This window comes from Martelella radicis (genome assembly GCF_014196625.1).
GTDB lineage: Bacteria > Pseudomonadota > Alphaproteobacteria > Rhizobiales > Rhizobiaceae > Martelella > Martelella radicis.
Genome location: NZ_JACIDZ010000009.1, coordinates 161,993 through 182,009, shown reverse-complemented (window position 1 = coordinate 182,009; position 20,017 = coordinate 161,993). Strand labels below are relative to the sequence as shown.

General features: G+C 59.9%; 19 protein-coding genes and 1 tRNA gene. 10 read left to right on the top strand and 10 right to left on the bottom strand.

Annotated elements, in window-relative coordinates; all coding sequences use genetic code 11:
* Window positions 1-11: 11 nt before the first annotated feature.
* Window positions 12-695 (top strand): phosphoribosyltransferase, encoded by a 684-nt coding sequence (locus GGR30_RS14445; protein ID WP_183487483.1) that lies wholly within the window; start codon window positions 12-14, stop codon window positions 693-695.
* 75 nt (window positions 696-770) lie between these two features.
* Here GGR30_RS14445 and GGR30_RS14440 read toward each other — a convergent pair whose 3' ends face one another.
* The 4 genes from GGR30_RS14440 to GGR30_RS14425 all read right to left on the bottom strand — a co-directional run bounded on the left by GGR30_RS14440 (window position 771) and on the right by GGR30_RS14425 (window position 4,597).
* Window positions 771-1,838 (bottom strand): PRC-barrel domain-containing protein, encoded by a 1,068-nt coding sequence (locus GGR30_RS14440; protein ID WP_183487481.1) that lies wholly within the window; start codon window positions 1,836-1,838, stop codon window positions 771-773.
* A gap of 221 nt (window positions 1,839-2,059) precedes the next feature.
* Window positions 2,060-3,568 carry an HWE histidine kinase domain-containing protein gene (locus GGR30_RS14435; protein ID WP_183487479.1) on the bottom strand — a complete coding sequence of 503 codons (1,509 nt, stop codon included), beginning with the start codon at window positions 3,566-3,568 and terminating at the stop codon, window positions 2,060-2,062.
* Between the two features lie 227 nt (window positions 3,569-3,795).
* The gene (locus GGR30_RS14430; protein ID WP_183487477.1) at window positions 3,796-4,362 is read right to left on the bottom strand and encodes an RNA polymerase sigma factor; all 567 of its coding nucleotides are present in this window, start codon (window positions 4,360-4,362) and stop codon (window positions 3,796-3,798) included.
* A gap of 4 nt (window positions 4,363-4,366) precedes the next feature.
* Window positions 4,367-4,597, bottom strand: coding sequence for a NepR family anti-sigma factor (locus GGR30_RS14425; RefSeq protein WP_343066508.1), 231 nt, complete (start codon window positions 4,595-4,597; stop codon window positions 4,367-4,369).
* A 130-nt stretch (window positions 4,598-4,727) separates the two neighbouring features.
* Here GGR30_RS14425 and GGR30_RS14420 point away from each other — a divergent pair, with 130 nt between their 5' ends.
* Window positions 4,728-5,522 (top strand): response regulator, encoded by a 795-nt coding sequence (locus GGR30_RS14420; RefSeq protein ID WP_183487476.1) that lies wholly within the window; start codon window positions 4,728-4,730, stop codon window positions 5,520-5,522.
* 131 nt (window positions 5,523-5,653) lie between these two features.
* The gene (locus GGR30_RS14415; protein WP_183487473.1) at window positions 5,654-5,818 is read left to right on the top strand and encodes a DUF1328 domain-containing protein; all 165 of its coding nucleotides are present in this window, start codon (window positions 5,654-5,656) and stop codon (window positions 5,816-5,818) included.
* Window positions 5,819-5,953: 135 nt separating this feature from the next.
* On the opposite strand, the gene GGR30_RS14410 is transcribed toward GGR30_RS14415, so the two are convergent.
* Window positions 5,954-6,154, bottom strand: a complete 201-nt coding sequence (locus GGR30_RS14410; RefSeq protein WP_183487471.1) for a CsbD family protein — start codon at window positions 6,152-6,154, stop codon at window positions 5,954-5,956.
* A 321-nt stretch (window positions 6,155-6,475) separates the two neighbouring features.
* On the opposite strand from GGR30_RS14410, the gene GGR30_RS14405 reads away from it, so the two are divergent.
* From GGR30_RS14405 to GGR30_RS14395, 3 genes are all read left to right on the top strand, one after another.
* Window positions 6,476-8,194 (top strand): CHASE domain-containing protein, encoded by a 1,719-nt coding sequence (locus tag GGR30_RS14405; RefSeq protein WP_183487469.1) that lies wholly within the window; start codon window positions 6,476-6,478, stop codon window positions 8,192-8,194.
* Between the two features lie 89 nt (window positions 8,195-8,283).
* On the top strand, window positions 8,284-8,643 hold the full coding sequence (locus tag GGR30_RS14400) for a hypothetical protein (RefSeq protein ID WP_183487468.1): 360 nt from the start codon (window positions 8,284-8,286) through the stop codon (window positions 8,641-8,643).
* Window positions 8,644-8,693: 50 nt separating this feature from the next.
* Complete coding sequence (locus GGR30_RS14395) at window positions 8,694-9,218, top strand: copper chaperone PCu(A)C (RefSeq protein ID WP_183487466.1); 525 nt, start codon at window positions 8,694-8,696, stop codon at window positions 9,216-9,218.
* 168 nt (window positions 9,219-9,386) lie between these two features.
* Here the strand turns inward: GGR30_RS14395 and GGR30_RS14390 are convergent, their stop codons facing one another.
* From GGR30_RS14390 to GGR30_RS14380, 3 genes are read right to left on the bottom strand one after another with little or no spacing between them, the layout of a single operon-like run.
* Window positions 9,387-10,145 carry an iron ABC transporter ATP-binding protein gene (locus GGR30_RS14390; protein ID WP_183487464.1) on the bottom strand — a complete coding sequence of 253 codons (759 nt, stop codon included), beginning with the start codon at window positions 10,143-10,145 and terminating at the stop codon, window positions 9,387-9,389.
* Complete coding sequence (locus GGR30_RS14385; protein WP_183487462.1) at window positions 10,142-11,110, bottom strand: iron chelate uptake ABC transporter family permease subunit; 969 nt, start codon at window positions 11,108-11,110, stop codon at window positions 10,142-10,144. Before GGR30_RS14385 ends, GGR30_RS14390 begins: the two co-directional genes overlap by 4 nt.
* Entirely contained in the window at window positions 11,100-12,062 is a 963-nt protein-coding gene (locus tag GGR30_RS14380) for an ABC transporter permease (RefSeq protein WP_183487459.1), read from the bottom strand. The genes GGR30_RS14385 and GGR30_RS14380 overlap by 11 nt, the downstream gene beginning before the upstream one ends.
* A gap of 178 nt (window positions 12,063-12,240) precedes the next feature.
* Between GGR30_RS14380 and GGR30_RS14375 the strand changes: the two genes are divergently transcribed.
* Window positions 12,241-13,158, top strand: coding sequence for a siderophore ABC transporter substrate-binding protein (locus GGR30_RS14375; RefSeq protein ID WP_343066506.1), 918 nt, complete (start codon window positions 12,241-12,243; stop codon window positions 13,156-13,158).
* A 258-nt stretch (window positions 13,159-13,416) separates the two neighbouring features.
* On the opposite strand, the gene GGR30_RS14370 is transcribed toward GGR30_RS14375, so the two are convergent.
* Window positions 13,417-13,506: transfer RNA gene (locus GGR30_RS14370), tRNA-Ser, on the bottom strand.
* A 123-nt stretch (window positions 13,507-13,629) separates the two neighbouring features.
* Entirely contained in the window at window positions 13,630-14,259 is a 630-nt protein-coding gene (locus GGR30_RS14365; protein ID WP_183487455.1) for a hypothetical protein, read from the bottom strand.
* Between the two features lie 132 nt (window positions 14,260-14,391).
* Between GGR30_RS14365 and GGR30_RS14360 the strand changes: the two genes are divergently transcribed.
* Genes GGR30_RS14360 through GGR30_RS14350 form a run of 3 tightly spaced genes read left to right on the top strand, consistent with a single transcriptional unit; the run spans window position 14,392 to window position 20,017 of the window.
* On the top strand, window positions 14,392-15,882 hold the full coding sequence (locus GGR30_RS14360) for an N-6 DNA methylase (RefSeq protein WP_183487454.1): 1,491 nt from the start codon (window positions 14,392-14,394) through the stop codon (window positions 15,880-15,882).
* A complete protein-coding gene (locus tag GGR30_RS14355; protein WP_183487451.1) occupies window positions 15,872-16,996 on the top strand; it encodes a restriction endonuclease subunit S in 1,125 nt (374 codons plus the stop codon). The genes GGR30_RS14360 and GGR30_RS14355 overlap by 11 nt, the downstream gene beginning before the upstream one ends.
* Before the next feature lie 6 nt (window positions 16,997-17,002).
* Window positions 17,003-20,017, top strand: coding sequence for a type I restriction endonuclease subunit R (locus GGR30_RS14350; protein WP_183487449.1), 3,015 nt, complete (start codon window positions 17,003-17,005; stop codon window positions 20,015-20,017).

Below are 20,017 nucleotides of genomic sequence, written 5' to 3'. Positions count from 1 at the left end.
GACATGCCCAGATGCAACCTTATGATTTCTGGCAGGAAATCCTGCCTCCGCGCACGCACGACCCGCATGCGCCGCTTGCCACCGCCTATCCGGCGACCCTTGCCGACGGCCAGCAATTGCTGCTGCCGATCCGCATGGTTGATGAGGGCGGGCTCGCCTCGCTGATCATCAACCAGGCCTCGTTTTCCGTCTGCGACGCGCTGGCCAAAGACCTCGCCACACGGCTGGCGGCAGCCAGGCCCGATATCATCGTCGGCCTGCCCACGCTTGGTCTGACGCTTGCCGCCGGCGTTGCCAGGGCGCTCGGCCACGCCCGCTTCGTTCCCCTCGGCAATTTCCGCAAGTTCTGGTACGAGGACGCGCTGTCGATGCCAATGAACTCGGTGACCACACCGGATCAGGACAAGCGCCTGTTCATCGATCCGCGCATGCTGCCGCTTCTGACCGGCAAGCGCGTGGCCCTTGTCGACGATGTGATCTCGTCGGGCCGCTCGATCATCGCAGGCCTGTCGCTTCTGGAAAAATGCGGCATCCGCCCCGTGGCGATCGGCGCGGCGATGCTGCAGACAATGAAACACCGCGCCCTGCTTGAAGACTTCGAACCCGGCCTTTCCGGAAACATCCATGCCTGTTTCTCAACGCCGTTTCTTCAGCGCGGCGAAGGCGGAAAGTGGCATGAGAAGCCGGGCGTCTGATCTTTCTTCTGGCCAAAGAAAAACCCGCGATCCGAAGATCGCGGGCCTTTCCGCAACGAACTGCTTCCGGAGTTATCAGTTCAGCAGGACGGCATCCGGATTGTCATTCAGTGCCTGTTCGGAAAATTCCGGCTGATTTTCCAGCGTCTCCCGATCATAGCTGGTCTTGACGACGTAGTTTTCGCCATCGCTCATGATCCGGGCCGAATCGGCCGAAATCGCGACCGGCTTTTCACCGATCCCGAGGAAGCCGCCGACATCAACGACCAGAATGTTTTCGCTCTGGTCGCCATGGGTCATGACGCTGGAGACCTCGCCGACCCTGTCGCCTTCGGCGCTCAGCACGGCGGCGTCTTCAAGCTGGTCGAAGGAGACCGAAGCCATGTCGACTTCCGACATGCCCTCCAGCATCGGGTTTTCGGCGTTCATGGTTTCAGCTGCATTTTCGCCCATCTGATCGACGCCGGCGACCATGTCATCCATGGCGTTGCCGGCAGCCTCGCCGGCCTGGTTCATGGCGTTGCCCGCCGTGTTGGCCAGATCCTGCGTTTCGTTGGCGACATTATTGGCCGCGTTATTGGTCGCGGTCTGCAACTGGTCAGCCTCCTCGCGGATGGCCGCCGTGCCGTTTTCCAAGAGGTTCGGATTGTCATACTCGAAGGACGGAGCGTTCTCCAGTTCCTCGCTCGTGGCGTTGATCGTCAGCCAGTTGCCTTCCTCGCCCTGCTGCCAGCCGAGACGATCGAAGGACACGGCGACATCCTTTTCGCCGATGCCGAGGAAGCCGCCGACGCCGATCACGGCAGCGGTCGCATTACCGTCGGAGCCCATCACGATATCGTTGATATCGCCGACCTGCTCGCGGCCCTGGTCATCGGCATCCTGGCCGTAGACGGGCCAGCCGAGGAGCGAGCTTGCGAGAACCTGCTGGTCGGTGGCGCCGAAGAAGCTCTTTGCGTCTTCAGAGGCAGCCTGACGCTCGGGGAAGACCGGCGTCGCGCCCGTTTCCATTCCGGCTTCCATGCCGGTCGTTGCGGCGGGTTTCTTGTCCATCGTATCGGTATTGGTGGCATCCTGCGCATAGGCTGCGCCGGCGGAAACAACTGCTACCAGTGCCGTAGTCGAAAGAATCTTGCGAAGCATATCAATACTCCTCTCTTCTGGGATGTTCCTTTGCGAGTGCACTTTATTATTATTTTTTTACTCTCGTTTTTCTCACTCGCTGCACACCAACAAAACGTACTGCCAGACACCTTGTTCCTGCTTCGATACGAATTTTTCGCTGTCGGAGGATAAAAAATACCCGCCTGGGCATCTGGCCCGGCGGGCAGCATTCCGCCTGAAGGCGGCAGGGACGAGAGAACTCAGCAGAAGCGGAGCGGCATGCGGATATGCACCCTGAGGCCCGTATCGGCGAAATCGACATCGACCTTGCTGCCGATGACCTTGTCGAGGCTGCGTTCGATCAGCACGCTGCCGAAGCCCCGCTGTTCGGGCGGAGTAACCGGCGGGCCGCCGACCTCTACCCAGTCGAGTTCCAGATGGGAGGTGCCGTTGTCGTCATCGCGACAGGCGACCGTGATATCGACAACGCCGGCCCGCGTGGAAAGCGCGCCGAACTTTGCCGCATTGCTTGCCAGTTCGTGGATGACAAGGCCGAGCGCCAGCGCCTCGTCAGGATCGAGGAAGACGGCATTGCCGTGAATATCGATCTGCCTGCTGTTGCTGTCGATGTATGGCGCCACCTGGGACCTGAGCAGCCGGTCAAGCGCGATCGCGCCCCACTGCTCGTCGGAAAGCAGGGTATGGGCCGCAGACAATGCCTGAAGGCGGCCGGAAAAAGCCATGTTGAACTCGGCCGAGGTGCGCGAGCGCCGCAGCGTCTGGCCGGCGATCGACTGGACGATGGCGAGCGTGTTCTTGACCCGGTGGTTCAGTTCACGCAGCAGAAGCCGTGTCTTCTGTTCGGATTCCTTGGTGGTCGAGATATCGACGACGACACCGAAAACGGGCCCGTTCTGATCGGCGGCAAGAACGCTCTCATAGGCACCGCCCAGCGAAAGAAGCCACTTTCCGGTCTTGGCGGCCTTGAACTCGCACTGATACTCCTCGCCGCGATCGAGCGCTGCCTTGAACCGGCGCATCAGCGGGAAGCGGGTTTCGGGCGCGATCGCGGAAAGCAGGCTGCGGCAGGTCACCGGCTCGCCGGACGGCAGGCCGAGCATCTCCCTCATGGCATTGTCGCACTCGACCGTGTTGCTCTTGCGGTCCCAACTCCAGGCGGCGATGTTGCCGGCGCGCAGCGCCATCGAATGGCGCTTCTGGGCGCGCGACAAGGCGAGGTCCGCTGACGCCTTGCCGCGCGCCGCATCCTTCAGCTCGTAGAGCGAGCCGGCGAGATTGGCGAGACGGCGAAGCGCCTCGGCATCCTCATCGGAAATGTCGCGATGATTCTGGCCGTCGATGACGCACAGCGAGCCGGCATTGACGCCGTGTACCTTGATCGGGGCGCCGGCGAAGAACTTGACGGGCTCGCCTTCGTAGTTCGGCACGGAAGGCGCGATACCCTCCTGCTCGGCAGGATTATTGAGGATCAGGGCGGGGTCGCGCTGAAGCGCGATCGGATAGACGAACAGGCCCGATCGCGTCGAAACCGTCTCCGGCTTCATGCCATGGACTGCCTGCACCCAATTCTCGTCATAATCTGCAATGAGGATGAGCGCCGCTGGACAGGAAAAGCGAAGCGCTGCCGATTCGACGATCGCGACAAAATCTTCATCGACCTCGGCGGCACGCATGATTGTCTGCGATAAGGTGTCCAGCCGCTCCCGGTCCTTGATCGCATCGACAATATCGCTCGGCAAATATTCCACTGGCTAAAAGGCTCTTCATTTTCGTGCAGGACTGACGCGTATCCTGCAATATTTCAGGTAACCGTGACGTGGCGCGGAATATCAATCACGCTCAAGAACGCCTGGCCAGCGATTAGGTTCCCTCGTCTTCGCAAATTAATATGACCGAAAACAAGAAAGCCGCGCACCCGGGTTCGATCTCCCGGATGCGCGGCTTTCTCTCGCTCACAATGGCTTGCGCCTCAAACTCATGCCGGACGCGAGACGAATGCGCTGCTGACGACGGCTGCGGAGTTCGCGTCTGGGCCGAAGTCAATCTCGCCCTGGATCTGCAGAAGCTCCTGCAGTTTCCCGCGCGCGCGCGCGATCCGGCTCTTGATGGTGCCGATGGCACATTCACAGATCTCGGCCGCTTCCTCGTAGGAGAAGCCAGAGGCGCCGACCAGAATGATCGCCTCGCGCTGGTCATCCGGCAGCTTGTTCAACGCCTTCCGGAAATCGCGAAGGTCCATCGCGCCGTATTGCGCGGGATGCGTCGACAGTCTTTCGGTGAAGACATTGTCGGAATCCTGAATTTCGCGACCGCTCTTGCGCATCTGGCTGTAGAACTCGTTGCGCAGGATCGTGAACAGCCAGGCCTTGATGTTCGTGCCCGCAGCAAAGCTTTCCTGCTTGGCCCATGCCTTCATGATCGTGTCCTGGACAAGATCGTCCGCCAGGTCCTGATGCCCACACAGCGAGACCGCAAAGGCACGCAGACTCGGCACTGTCTTCAGCATGTCGCGCTTGAAGGTCGTATCGTCGTCCCTGACCAAAGCCCTATCCTTTCGCTTTGCGCGCCGAAGCGGATTCAGCCGCGTCGAGACGTTCGAGCAGATCGAGAAACCGATCCGGAATTTCCTCCTGTTCGACGGCATTATAGAGGGCCTTGAGGCGACGGCTGATCGCTTCTTCCGGGCTCTTCGCCGTACCAGGCAGGGCCTCCCCTTTTCCCAGGCTGCTATTGCTTTTCACCAGTTCTATCCCGTTAGTACCCAATTTCATGTTCAAGCCGAAAACGCCGGCCCAGATAAAAAGTTCCGCAGTCGCCGGAACTTTTTTTTTGCTGACGCATTTGAAACAATTGAAAGTGCTCTTGGAGCCTTCCCAATAGACCTACCGAGGCAGGAGACTATATAATATGTCGCTTTCAACCCGTATCGCTGCGCATTTGCCGTATCTCAGGCGGTACGCACGTGCCGTGACCGGATCGCAAACCTCCGGCGATGCCTATGTCGCCGCCGTTCTCGAAACGCTGATCGAGGATGTCTCGCTCTTTCCAGAGGATGGCGACGACAAGGTTTCACTTTACAAACTCTTTTCACGCCTTTTCAGTTCCACGACAATCGAGATCGAGGATATTGAATCGCCCTATTCCTGGGAAAAGCGTGCGGCCGCCAATCTGATGGCACTGCCCGCCAAGCCGCGACAGGCCTTCCTTCTGATCTCGCTCGAGAATTTTTCGAATGAGGAAACGGCTTCAATCCTCGAAGTCGAGCCCGACGAGATTCCCGGCCTCATCGAGGAAGCCTCGGCGGAAATTGCCCGTCAGGTCGCGACCGACATCATGATCATCGAGGACGAGCCACTGATCGCAATGGACATCGAGCAGATGGTCGAGAGCCTCGGTCATCGAGTAACCGGCATCGCGCGCACCCACAAGGAGGCTGTCGAGCTCTACAACAGTTCGAAGCCGGGCATGGTTCTCGCCGATATCCAGCTTGCCGACGGCAGTTCGGGCATCGACGCGGTCAACGATATTCTCGAGCATGACTCCATTCCGGTGATTTTCATCACCGCATTCCCTGAGCGCCTTCTGACCGGCGAGCGGCCCGAGCCAACTTTCCTGGTCACCAAGCCGTTCAATCCGGACATGGTCAAGGCGCTGATCAGCCAGGCCCTGTTCTTCCAGGAAAGGCACCAGGAAGCCGCCTGACAAGGGCGCGGAACCGGCGCGGCCGGCAAGCTTTCGTAAACCAAAAAAGGTGGCTGCGGCCGCCTTTTTCCGTTTTCTGGAACCCAGCCAATGGTGAGGCGTTCTACTCTCACAAAACAAAGGAGAGTATCATGCTTTACTATGCCGCTGTCTTTCTGGTCATTGCCCTTGTCGCCGCAGCACTCGGCTTCGGCGGCATCGCCGGCGCATCCGCGGGTATTGCCCAGATCCTTTTCTTCCTCTTCCTGCTGTTCTTCGCTGTTGCGGTTGTCGTCAATTTCGCGCGCAGCAGATAGCAACGCCCGACCAGCTGAAAACAAAACGGACCTTCCCCGGAGGGTCCGTTTTTTGTTGGCCCTAAACCTGGTCGGCGCACAAAAAAGGGCAGCGGTGGTCACCGCTGCCCTTGTCTGAAACCGTCGCCGTTGCGATCAGTTCATCCGCGACATCCAGTCGTCGACGTCGCGCTCGGCTTCGTCGCGCTCCTTGCCATAGCGCTCCTGGATCTTGCCGACGAGCTTTTCGCGTTTGCCGGCAACGACATCCAGGTCATCATTGGTGAGCTTGCCCCACTGGGCCTGTGCTTCGCCGGTAAACTGCTTCCAATTGCCTTCGATACGATCCCAATTCATAAGCTTGCTCCTTTCAGCTTGCTTCGTCTCTTCGCAAGGCTCAACGCGCGGAGCCATGCCGGAGTTCCTTGACGACGTTGGGTTTAGGTTGCCCTGCAGCGGCGGCGATAGGTTGATTGACAATGCCGGAAAAACAGAAGATGTACATGAAAGCGCTTCGTTTTTTAGGCAGGCGCTTGCACGCCGCCAGTGTCGAATGTTTGCCAGAGACGCGTTATTTCGGCCAAATATCACTGAAAAACAGAATCATTTCATTTTTCGGGCATGAAATGAATTAGGATCGGCTTGAAAGCCTGCAACTTGGGTCAGCCGCGAAAAAGCATGCGAGAGATTTTCGACAGATTTGGGGCGGGCAGGTTTCCTTCGCTGAACCGGTTTTTGCCGGTTCTGGTGTTCGTCGTCGTGAGTGCGATCGGTCTCGGCATGTCTTTTTCGATCTACCGGACATCGGAGGTCGAGCGAAGCACCAAGTTCGAGATCGTCGCCGGCGATGCAGTCGACAGGATCGTCTCCCGCTTCTATCAGCACATGTCGCTACTCGAGGCCACCAAGGCCTTCTTCGAGGCAACCGACGGCATGGTGGACCGCGAGGCCTTCCGCACCTATGTCGAGGGGCTCGATACGGAAGGCCGCTATGACGGCATTCAGGGCATCGGCTTTGCCCGCATGGTCTATACCGGCAACGAGGCCAAGGCCGAGGACATGATCGCCCGCTTCTACGGCGACGACATCGCGATCTGGCCGGAGACCGACCAGGACTACCGCGCGGCGATCGTTCTGCTGGAGCCCGAAGACGAGCGCAACAGCGCGGCGATCGGCTTCGACATGTACAGCGAGCCCGTACGCCGCGAGGCCATGGCCGATGCCTTTGCCACCGACACGCCGCGCGCCAGCGGACCGGTCGAGCTGGTCCAGGAAATTACCACGCAAAAGCAGGCGGGCTTCCTGCTTTATCTGCCATTCAAGGTGGATGACGGGCCGAACGTCGCCGATGGCAACCTGCCGCTCTCCGGCTTCATCTACGCGCCGTTTCGCGCCGGCGATCTCTACAGCGCGGTTATGGGCGATCAGCCGTCCATGCCGGTGGCGATCGAGGCCTATGACAAGGACGCGCCCGAAACCCCTCTGTTCAAATCATCGACATTTGACGCCGCCCTTGAGCGCAGCGCGCTCGAGGTTACCCGCGAGGTCGATATCGCCGGGCGGACCTGGGTTCTGGAAATGACCCCGAGCGCCGCGTTCGAGAAGGCGGAGTTCGATATCACCCCCTTCGTCGTCGGCTCCGTCGCCCTTCTTCTGGCCGTGGCGTTGGCCCTTGCGGCCCAGTGGCAGATCAAGGCGCTGGCAGCCGCAAGAGAGGTCCAGCGCGTCACCCAGAAATCACTGCAGGAACGCGAACTGATGCTTCAGGAAATGAAGCACCGGATCAAGAACTCGATCGCCCGCGTGCTGGCGATCGCCCGCCAGACCGCCTATCACGCCGAGAGTCTCGATCAGTTCATGGAATCCTACGCCGCCCGGCTCCAGGCCATGTCGACGGCGCAGGACGTTCTGACCCGTTCACGCTGGCAGCGCGCGGATCTCAAGGAGCTCCTGTCCAAGGAGCTCGAACAGGTCTTCGGTGATGCCGACGCCCATTACGACGTTTCCGGCCCGGCGGCGGAACTCGATGAAAAGGCCACCCAGGCCTTCAGCCTGACCTTCCACGAACTGGCAACGAACGCGCTGAAATATGGCGGCATGTCGAATGGCGACGGAAGCCTGGAGGTCACCTGGTCCTATGAGGGGGCCGGCGCCGCCCGCAAGCTGAGGCTCCTCTGGCAGGAGCGCGGCAGCGGCCCCGTCTCGAAGCCGGAGCGCAAGGGTTTCGGCACGCGTCTGATCGACGCCAATATCATCGGAGAGCTGCAGGGTACGATCGAGCGGCATTACCGCGAAGACGGCCTGACGGTGGAAATCGCCTTCCCGAACCCGGCCGAAAGCACCGGCCGCCGTTCGCGCTGGCGTCGCCGCCGCGCCAGGAAAGACGCCGCGACCTGAACACGGCGCTTGCGGATCGGATGTTTTTCATTAAAAAACTGTCGAAGCGCAAGGGAGGGTGCGCCGGCGTCGCCGGCACACGGAGGCGATTGAAGCAGAACTGGCGAACGATCTGCAGTGAGTTTGCGGCAGGCCTTGCGGTCATTGCCTGCTTCGCGCTGATCTTTGTCTACCAGCCCGTGGGAGCGGCTTTCGCCCATCCGGCCCCTGTCCTTGGCACCGCGGATTTCAGCTATTGCGGCGACTGGCCCGACAAGGAAACCGGACCGCACGGTCCCTGCCACGCCTGCCGGCTGAAGGCCGCGGTCCTGCCCCAGCCGCCGGAAGAGGCACTGCCGGCCTTCCTGCCGGTCATCGCCAAGATATTCAGCCTTGAGGCGAGCGGCGCACAGGTCCTGCCGAACCTCAGCCCCTATCACCCGCGCGGCCCTCCACGCGCCGTCCTCTGATCCGCCGCGCCGTTTCGGCGCGCAATCCGAAGACATTCGTGGAGAAAAAAATGAATAACGTTCTGACGCGCCTTGCCATCGCCGGCGCCCTTTCGCTTGCGCTTGCGCCGGCGGCATTCGCCGAGGCCCAGACCAAGGCCCCCATGCACGAGATGAACCAGCAGGTAAAGGTCGGCGATCTGGCGATCAGCGGCGCCTTTGCCCGCGCCACGCTTCCCGGTGCCCCGGTGGGCGGTGCCTTCCTCACCATCGAGAACCAGGGCGACCAAGATGACAGGCTGGTTTCGGCAACGGCCGATTTCGCCGGCATGACGCAGCTTCACAACATGCGCATGGAAGGCGAGGTGATGAAAATGTACCAGATGGAGAATGGCATTCCGCTGCCTGCCCACGAGACCGTTCAGCTTGCCCCCGGCGGGTTGCATGTGATGTTCATGAAGCTGAAGCAACCGCTCGTCGAAGGCGACACGGTGGAGGTCGAACTCACCTTCGAAAAGGCCGGCGCCGTGACCATCGATCTGCCGGTCGAAAGCTTTGCTGCAAAAACCATGGAAGGCATGGATCACGGCAAATAGGGCCTGTCGCAGCCGGAGAGAAACAGCTGACGTCTGTGAAAATGCGTCAAGACACATAGACAGCGGCTCGGCGGCTCCTGAAAAGCAGGAACCGCCGTTGGCCGGACGTCTCGGACACAGCCGGGCGGCAGCACAGGCCGCCCGTTTTTTTTCTTCGCCGGAAAGCGTTCAGCTATAGAAGTCCACGATCCGCTTGCCGTTGAACTCGCGCACCGAAAACGGCGTATCGAACACGGCTTCAAGGACCTGCTCCTCGATGATCGCCTCAGGCGGCCCTTCCGCGGCAACGCGGCCCGCCCGCATGGCGACGATGCGATCGGAATAGGCGGAGGCGAAATTGAGATCGTGGACGACCAGAACCACCGTCTTGCCGAATTCGTGGGCCATGCGGCGGATCAGCCGCATCGTCGCGACGGCATGTTTCACGTCGAGATTGTTGAGCGGCTCGTCAAACAGCACATAATCCGTATCCTGCGCCAGAACCATGGCGAAGAAGGCGCGCTGGCGCTGTCCGCCGGAGAGCTGGTCCAGGAACCGGTCGGAGAAACCCTCAAGATCGGTGAAGGCGATCGCCTCGTCGATATGGCGTTCGTCCTCGGCCGTCAGCCGCCCCTTCGAATAGGGGAAACGCCCGAAGCCGACGAGATCGCGTACCGAAAGCCGAGCGGTGATGTGATTTTCCTGGCGCATGATCGAAAGCCGGCGCGCCAGTACATCATCGCCCACCTCGCCGACGGAGAGCCCGCCGACGCTGACCGCTCCGCGGTCGGCCTTCATCAGCCGGCTGACAACGGCAAGAAGGGTCGATTTGCCCGCGCCGTTGGGTCCGACAATGCTTGTGAGCCCGCCCACCTCGATCGTCAGCGACACATCGTCGAGCACGCGGGTTTCGCCATAGCTCTTGGAGACCTTGCTGATCTCGATCATCGGACATTCCCCTTGAGAAGCATGAAGATGAAGAAGATGCCGCCGGCAAATTCAACGATGATGGAAAGCGCCGTGCCGAAGGAAAAGACTCGCTCCAGAACCGTCTGCCCCCCGACAAGCGCGATGACGGCAATCAGGATCGCCGCCGGCAGCACGGCGCGATGCCGCCCGCTCGGCATCAGCATATAGGCAAGGTTCGCCACCAGCAGGCCGAAAAAGGTGACCGGGCCGACCAGAGCGGTGGAAACCGACACCAGAATGGTGACCGCGAACAGCGTCAGTGTCACAACACGGGCATGCGAGACGCCGAGCGCAATCGCCGTCTCGCGACCGGTCAGCATGATGTCGAGATCCGGCAAAAGCCGCCAGGCGAGAACCGAGACGGCGAGAATGATCACCGTGGAAATGCCGAGCAGATCGGTATTGGCCGTGTTGAAACTTGCGAAGAAGCGGTCCTGCAGCACGACGAAATCGGCCGGGTCGATGAGCCGCTGCATGAAAGCCGAAAGGCTTCGGAAGAGACCGCCGAACAGGATGCCGACCAGCATGACGAGGTGGATGCTGCGCGTTGCGCCGGAAAACAGCCAGCGAAACAGGAGAAGCGCAAAACCGGTCATGAGCGCGGCTTCGAGGACGAACATCAACCTCGGGTCCATGGCGTTGAGCCCGCCCGCGCCCAAAGCAAACACGAGAACCGTCTGCAGCAGGATGTAGAGCGCATCAAACCCCATGATCGAGGGCGTGAGGATACGATTGCCGACGACGGTCTGGAACAGCACGGTCGATACCGCGATCGCATAGGCGACCAGAACGAGAGCCGCAAGCTTGACCCCGCGAAAGCCGAGCACGAAGGCCCAGGAGCCTCTTGCGCCGAGCGTCATGAAGGCGATGATGCAGGCAACCGCCAGCAGGACCAACAGGGCAAGCGTGAGCAGGCCAAGGCTTTTTCGTCGGTCAGCGCGCATGGGCTTCCTGCCTCAAAAGCAGATAGAGGAAGATCGCCGAGCCGAATACACCCATCATCGTGCCGACGGGGATTTCATAGGGCGCGATGATCAGCCGTCCGGCGACGTCGCAGGCCAGCACCAGCATCGCCCCGCTATAGGCGATCCACGGCAGGGTGCGGCGCATATTGTCGCCCATAACCAGGCTGACGACATTGGGCACTATCAGTCCGACAAAGGGGATCGAGCCGACGGTGACAACCACGGAAGCCGAAATCAGCGACACGATGGAGAGCCCCGTCAGCATGGCCCGACGGTAATTGAGCCCCGAGGAAACGGCGACTGCCTCTCCAAGACCCGCCAGGGTGAATTTCGCCGCCGTGACATAGGCCAGAACGCCGAGACCGAATGAGATCCACAAAAGCTCGTAGCGCCCGCGCAGCACCATCGAGAAATCGCCATTGGTCCAGGCGCCGAGCGACTGCATCAGATCATAGCGATAGGCGATGAAGCTGGTGACAGCCGAGATAACGCCGCCGAGCATGATGCCGGTAAGCGGCACCATCAGCACCGAGCGCGCCGGGATCTGCCGCACCAGCCTGAGGAAGAGCGCCGTGCCGGCCATGGCGAAGCCGGCCGCCAGCACCATCTTTCCGATCACCGGTATTCCGGGAAAGAACAAAACTGCCGCAAGCATGCCGAGGGCGGCCGATTCCGCCGTGCCCGCCGTCGACGGCTCCACGAACCGGTTCTGCGCCAGCATCTGCATGATCGTGCCGGCGATCGCCAGCCCGCCGCCGGCGAGAACGAGCGCCAGCGTGCGCGGCAGCCGGCTCGCCAGAAGCACGAGCACGGCCTCGCGCGCATCGCCGCCGCCGAAAAATGCAGTGAGATCAAGCGCGGTGGCGCCGGTCATCAGGCTTGCGACAGTGAGCAGGAGAGCGAGAAGAGCTGCGGAAAGAATGCGGATCATAAAACTCTACTTTTCAACGTTCTGCCTTATGCAATCCATTTCGGCGCGTGGTCAATGCCGGCAATACCCGGCCTCACGGCAATGTGTGCCGCGTGCGGCTGCGACACTGGCGAGGACACTTGCCAGGCGGCTTCTTTTGAATATGTTGACTGCAAAATTCAAGTATCAGGAGATTTCCGTGACAATCGACGCAATCCGCCGCGCCCCTCTTGCCCTCGCCCTCCTTCCCGTCCTGCTCGCGTCCCCGGCATTTGCCGAAACGGTGACCGTGGAACATGCAAGCGGCAGCACCGATGTCGAGACCGGGCCCAAGACCGTGGTCGTCTTTGACCTCTCCGCGCTCGATACGCTGGATGCGCTCGGCGTGACGGTAACGGGCGTACCCGATGCGCCGATGCCCGCCTCGCTTTCGCAGTTTTCCGATGATGGTTACGAGACGGTCGGCTCGCTGTTCGAGCCCGATTTTGAAGCGGTCAACGCGCTTCAGCCGGACTTGATCATCGTCGGCGGCCGCTCCCAGGCGAAATATGATGACCTTTCCAGGATCGCGCCCACGATCGACCTGACCATCCCCAATGACGCGTTTCTCGAAGGCGTGGAGGGCAATGCCCGGCTTCTGGGCCGGATCTTCGACAGGCAGGACGCTGCGGAAGCCGAGATCGCCGCGCTCGAAACCTCACTTGAGACGCTTCAGAACCTGACCGACGACGCCGGAACAGCTCTCGTTCTGCTGACCACGGGCGGCAAGATTTCCGCCTTCGGTCCCGGCTCGCGCTTTGGCGACATCTACGACATCTACGGCTTCGCGCCGGCCGACGCCGATCTCGACGTCGCCAATCATGGCCAGGCCGTGTCGTTCGAATACATCATGGAGCAGAATCCCGACTGGCTCTATGTGCTTGACCGCGATGCCGCTATCGGTCGCTCCGGCGAGGCCGCCGAACAGTTGCTCGACAACGAGCTCGTCGCCCGCACCAATGCCTGGCAGAACGACCAGGTGATCTATGCCGACGGCGGCCTTCTCTATCTCGCGAGCGGCGGTATCCGCGCCCAGAAGGCCCTTGCCGACCAGGTGATCGGGGCCCTGCAGGACTGATTGGCAAACACCCCCTTTTGCACAACGGGTTTTCCGGGAGCCGCCGGCCTTTCGAGGCCGGCGTTTGCTTTGCGGCCGCGCCCCGATCGCAGTTCTGGCACAAAAACCTCCAGTCCCATTTACATGAACGCCCGAAGCGTCGAAGCAGGACGCAGCTAGATCGATGGCTTAGGAGAAAACCTGGCGGAGAGTGAAGGACGAATTCGAACTCGGAGCCAATGCGCTTTGGGTTGGAGGGTGACAAAGCGCAAACAGAAATGGCGGAGAGGGGGGGATTCGAACCCCCGATACGGTTGCCCGTATGCCGCATTTCGAGTGCGGTGCATTCGACCACTCTGCCACCTCTCCAGGAACCATGTGGTCTGCGCTCTTGACGCGGGGTGTCTCTTAGCTGGCAAAAGCCGGTCTTGCAGATTTGAGGCAGCGGCAACGTTTTCGTGTGGCCGGGGTGTGCCGGATCAACTCCAAGCTCTATAGGTCAGATTTATAGGCGTCCGGGGCCAACCGTCGAAACTCCTTTTCAAAGTTCTCGAACGCGACGACTAGCGATGAGGACATTTCTCTCAATTCACGGATGTGCATCCAGGTCGTTTCGGAGAATTCATCGGCAGCGAGCTCCTCTTGCAATGGAACGGTGAGGTAACCGTCCGGCCAACGCTCTGCCGGCCCCGCATAAATAGCGATCTTGTTGCAAAGTTCGTCAGCGAGCCGCGTTATCTCCGCAGAAATATTGTCTAACGTTGCGCTTTCAAATTCATTCTCTGCTCCATGCCAGTCGTCCGCCAGAGCTTCCAGGTTCCTAAGGATTTTGCCATCAAACGGCGACGCGTAACCGTGCTCCCGCAGAAAACGAAGAGTTGAAGGGTCAAAAGCCTTCCGGAGTTTTATTCCGAGATTCTGATCATGAGGATGAAGTCGAGGTCGCTCATTTGCCCTCCTTTCAAACGAAAGATCAAGTTTAAGCCAAGCGCCAAATAGCCCCAATGCCGTAACGATGGGTTCCCAGGGAATTGCACCAGCGGAAAGCGAACTGGCAAGCCAAGCGCTAGTTAGCATGCACCCGAAAACGAGCAGAGCTCGTTCTAAAGTCCGATTCTTCATTCCCCACCCTATTCATCCAAAAAAAAATTCACAGACTTTGAAGCCGATCTTTAGCCTGCCTGTCCAGAAAAATTGCCCCGGCGCTTCATTTTGATATTGTGGCTTTCAAAGCATCGGTGAGGGATGAATATCGTGACAACATTGACCCTTTCGCAGCTGGAGAGCCATCTCTGGCGCGCGGCGGATATCCTTCGCGGATCGATCGATTCGGGCGATTACAAGCACTACATTTTCGGGCTTCTGTTCTTCAAGCGCCTGTCGGATGTCTGGCAGGAGGAGTATGAGGAGCGGCTTGCGCGCTATGGCAACGCGGAGATTGCGGCCGATCCGGAAGAGCACCGCTTCGATATTCCGAAGGGCCATTTCTGGAAGGATGTGCGCAAGCAGACCACCGATATCGGCACGCATCTGAACGCCGCCTTCCGCGCCATTGAAGACGCGAACATGAAGCTGCGCGGCGTGTTCCAGGATGTCGACTTCAACAACAAGGAGCGCTTTCCGGATGCCATGCTGGAAAAGCTGCTTCAGCATTTCGAGACCTACCGGTTGCGCAAGTCCGATGTCGAGCCGGATGTGCTGGGCCAGGCCTATGAATATCTGATTGCGCAGTTTGCCGATGACGCCGGCAAGAAGGGTGGCGAGTTCTACACACCGAAAATGGTGGTGCGGCTGATCGTCGAATGCCTTGAGCCGGAAGAAGGCATGTCGATCTATGACCCCACCTGCGGCTCGGGCGGCATGCTGCTGGAAGCCGTGCACCATCTGGAGCGGCAGGGCAAGAACCCGAAAAGCCTGTCGCTGTTCGGCCAGGAGCGCAACCTCAACACCTGGGCCATCTGCCAGATGAACTTGTTCCTGCATGATATCGACGACGCCCAGGTGGCGCGCGGCGATACGCTGCTGGAGCCGAAACATCTGACGGGCGACAGCGTGAAGGCCATACGCACCTTTGACCGGGTGCTGGCCAATCCGCCCTTCTCACTGAAAAACTGGGGTCACGATGTCTGGTCGAAGGGCGATGCCTATGGCCGCGACCGCTATGGCTGCCCGCCGAAATCCTACGGCGATCTGGCCTTCGTGCAGCATATGGTGGCGAGCCTGAAGGAAGACGGCGTCTGCGGCGTGGTGCTGCCGCATGGCGTGCTGTTTCGCGGCGGCGCAGAAGGCAGGATCCGCAAGGGGCTGATCAAGGATGATCTGATCGAGGCCGTGATCGGCCTTGCACCCAACCTGTTTTACGGCGCGGGCATTCCGGCCTGCATCCTGATCCTGCGAAAGACCAAACCGGTCGAGCGCAAGGGCAAGATCCTGATCATCAACGGCGCTGCGCAGTTCGTCGAAGGCAAGGCGCAGAACCACCTGTCGGAGGAAAATGTCGCCGCGCTGGCGAAGGCCTATGGTGATTTTGCCGATGCCGAGCGGCTGGCGCGGGTGGTGCCGACGGGCGAGATCGAAGCGAACGACTTCAACCTCAATATCAGCCGCTATGTTCATCTGACCGAGGAGGCAGAAGAGGTCGATGTCGCGGCGGAAGTGGAAAAGCTGGTCGAACTTCAGACCGAGCGGGATGCAGCGGAAGCCCGGATGATGGGCTTTCTGCGGGAGCTTGGTTATGTCGCGTGAGGTGCCGGAGGGGTGGCGGCGGTCTAAACTCGGAGACCTCATTCAACTTGAATATGGAAAAGCCCTTGCTGCTGCGGAGCGTAGGGAAGGCGATGTTCCGGTCTTCGGGTCAAGCGGTATTGTCGGATATCACGATAAAGCAGCTGCTGCCGGGCCGAGCATTGTGATTTCCCGTAAGGGCTCACTTGGAGGCGTCTTTTATGTCGAGAGCGGCTTCTGGCCTATCGATACAACTTACTTCGTGGCGCAGAGAGAAAATAGCAATTGGCGGTGGCTAACCTATCTGCTGAAATTTGCCTCCCTGGAGCGCCTTAACGAAGCGACAGGCGTCCCAGGACTTAATCGCGACAAAACCGCCAAAGAGGAAGTCTTTGTTCCCCCTCTCCACGAACAGCGCCGCATCGCCGAAATCCTGTCCAGCGTCGATGAGGCTATTGCGGCAACGCGGGCGGTGATCGAGCAGACCAGGAAGGTCAAGCAGGGCATGCTGGAACGCCTGCTCACCAAAGGCATCGGCCACACGCGCTTCAAGCAGACGGAGATCGGGGAGATTCCGGAGGGGTGGGCGGTTGCCAAATTCGGTGAAATCTTCAAGCTTACAAGCGGAAAGCTTAAATCAGTAAAGAGCCTTTCTCCTGAACAAAGCGATACCTCCCCCTATCCCGCATATGGCGGGAACGGGGTAGCTGGTTACACTTCAGAGTGTCTAGTGGACGACGATTTAATCGTGATCGGGCGCGTAGGGGAATATTGCGGCTCGGCTTACAGGAGTTTGGGCAAGGCGTGGATTACGGATAACGCTCTTTATACGAAAGAATTTCTCGCAGAAGTGGATCGGGATTATGTTCACTTCGCGTTTTCACTTGTGCCTCTGATGAATATCAGAGGCGGAGGAGGCCAACCGCTCGTAAGCCAAACTGCGATCTATGCGCAGGTGCTAGCGCTTCCAAAACTCGACGAACAGAGAGCGATTGTGGAAATTTTGAAGGGTTTCGAAAACACAGCTTCTGATCTGCATCTTTCGAAGCTTATTGAAATCAAATCCGCCCTCATGTCCGACCTCCTCACCGGCCGCAAGCGCGTCACCGATGCTCTGCCCGTGGCTGCGGAGTAAGCACTTATGAGCCACGGCCCCGAATGGCATTTTGCCGAGCGCCCCACAATCGAACATCTCCAGGACATGGGCTATGGCTTTGTGGCACCGACAGAGCACGCCACCTTGCGCGAGGGCGACAACCAGGTTCTGTTTCGCCCGCACCTGATCGAGGCGCTGATGCGCATCAACGGGATCGACCGGGCGTCTGCCGAGGCCGCCTATGGCGAGCTTGCGGCGATCAGCGACAATGAGGCCTGGCTGAAGGTGTTGCGCGGCGATTATGCCCGCAAGGTGACCGGCCAGGTGACGCGGCAGACGCTGCGGGTGATCGATTTTCTCGCCCCCGACAACAACCGGTTTTCCGTGACGCATCAGCTCAGGGTGAAGGCGGAGAACACGCGCAAGCCTGATGTCGTGGTCTATGTGAACGGCATTCCGCTGGTCGTGATCGAGGCGAAAAGTCCGCTGAATGTGAAGGACAAGACCGGCGAGGCCTTCGAGCAGATCAGGCAATATGAGCGGGACATTCCGCGCCTGTTCTTCTCCAATGTCTTCAACATCGTCACCGACGGGGCGCTGGTGCTCTACGGCGCGACCGGCTCCGGCTCGAAATATTTCGGCGCATGGCGCGATCCGTGGCCGAAGACGGACGCCGATTTTCCCGATCCGCTTGCCAAGGGTCTCTGGTGCCTGCTGGAGCCGCGCCGCCTGCTGGACCTGATCGCCCATTATGTCGTGTTCGAAAAGACCGAGACCGGGACGATCAAGAAAATCTGCCGCTACCAGCAGTTCCGCGCCGTCAACCGCATCGTTGACCGCGTCATTGAGGGCAAGCATCGGCAGGGGCTGATCTGGCACACCCAGGGCAGCGGCAAATCGCTGACCATGGTGTTTGCCGCGCTGAAGCTGAAGACGCACAGGACGATCCAATCCGAGGCGCTCACCAATCCGAACATTCTGGTGTTGACCGATCGCGTCGACCTGCACAGCCAGATCAGCGGCACCTTTGTTGCCTGCGGCCTGCCGAACCCGACGGCAATCGAAAGCATCAAGGATTTGCACGCGCTGATCCGCAGCGGCAAGGACGGACACACCGCGCTCTCCACCATGTTCAAGTTCCAGGGCTCGAAGCAGGCGATCGCCAATTCGGAAAACTGGATCGTGATGGTGGATGAGGCCCACCGCACCCAGGAGAAGGATCTCGGCGCTTATCTGCGCGCGACGCTCCCCAACGCACGCTTCTTCGGCTTTACCGGCACGCCGGTGAAGAAGGACGACAAGAACACCTACGAGAATTTTGGCGTGCCGGGCGAAGGCTATCTCGACAAATACGGCATCGACGACGCCGTGGCCGATGGCGCGACCGTGCCGATCTACTATACCGGCCGCAAGACCGACTGGCATATCGACGAGGCGAAGATCGATATCCTGTTCGACACCTGGTTTGCCGAACTGGATGACGACAAGCTGAACGAGATTAAGACGCGCGGCGTGCAGATCGAGGATCTGGTCAAACACCCACGCCGGATCGAGCTGATCGCCTATGATATCTGGACGCATTTCAAGCAATACGCCCGTCCGGACGGGTTCAAGGCGCAGATCGTCGCTATCGATCGCGAGGCGGTGATCCTCTACAAGCAAGCGCTGACGAAGGTCATCGCTGAGGATCTTCAGGCCGAGGGCTTGGAAATTGCGGAAGCACAGACCCGGGCCGATGCCATGGCGGCTTGCGTCTACTCGATCAATCAGGAAGACGGCAAGCCGAGTGAGGATGCCCATAAGCAGGCGATCCGCACCGCGCTCAAAGCGCATTATCTGGATGCCGAGGCCGAGAAGCTGACGAAGAAGGCCTTCGGTCGCAAGGGCGAGGACCCGCAGTTTCTGATCGTTTGCGACAAGCTTCTGACCGGCTTCGATTGCCCCATTGAAAGCGTGATGTATCTCGACAAGCCGCTGAAGGAGCATGGTCTGCTGCAGGCCATCGCCCGCACCAACCGCGTCTCCGACGCGAGGAAACGCAACGGGCTGATTGTCGACTATATCGGTGTTTCCGGTCATCTGGAGGCCGCTCTGTCCTCCTACCGCGCCGATGACGTGAAGAACGCCATGCGCGACCTGGACGATCTTCGCAACCAGCTGCGGGCCGCGCATGCGGCTGTCGCCGCGCTGATGAAGCCCCTGAAGCGCAAGGCGAACGACCAGGACGGATTGAAGGCGGAATATGATGCCTTCGTGAAACTCCTCGGCAGTGAGGACAAGTGGTTCGACTTCAAGGCCAAGGCGCGCAGCTTCATCGCGCTTTATGAGACGCTGAGCCCGGACCCGAGCGTTCTGGAATTTACCTCCGACCTGAAGTGGATCGCCAATTTCCTGCGCTATGGCACCCAGCACTTCGAAAAACGCCAGGCCTTCGACCAGATGAACTACAGCGAGAAAATCCGCGAGATGCTGGAGCAGCACCTGGAGGCGACCGGTCTTAGCGTCACCGTCAAGCTGCGCTACATTACCGATCCGGAGTTCTGGGAGGAGTTCGATCCGGCTGACAAGACGGACGAGGAGCTGATGACGGCGGCCATCCGCAAGACCACGGAGCTGCGCAAGACCGTCACCGAGCGGATCGATGACAATCCTCATCAATATGGCAAGTTCTCCGAGCGTCTTCGTCAGTTGCTGCAGAAACTGGACAATGCGCAGCTAAGCTGGGCCGACAAGCTGAAGGCCGCAGAAGAAATGGCAAAGGAGATTGCCGACGAGGACGAGGCGCATGTGGACACCGGTCTATCCGCCGATGCCTACGGCATTTTGCATATCCTCAATGGCTTCGAGGCGGGCTCGAAGGGTGCGCAACTCGCCGTCAGGCTCGAAGAGCTCTATACCGACCCCGCTTCCGCACCCGCCGGCTGGTGGGAAAAAGACGGTCTGCGCAAGAATCTCCGCCAGCAAGTGCGTCTCATGGCCCATGAGGCCGGACTTTCGAAATTCCGCGAAGTGCCTGATGAGGTCGAGACCTACGCGCTCAAGCATTTCGCGGGACGCTGA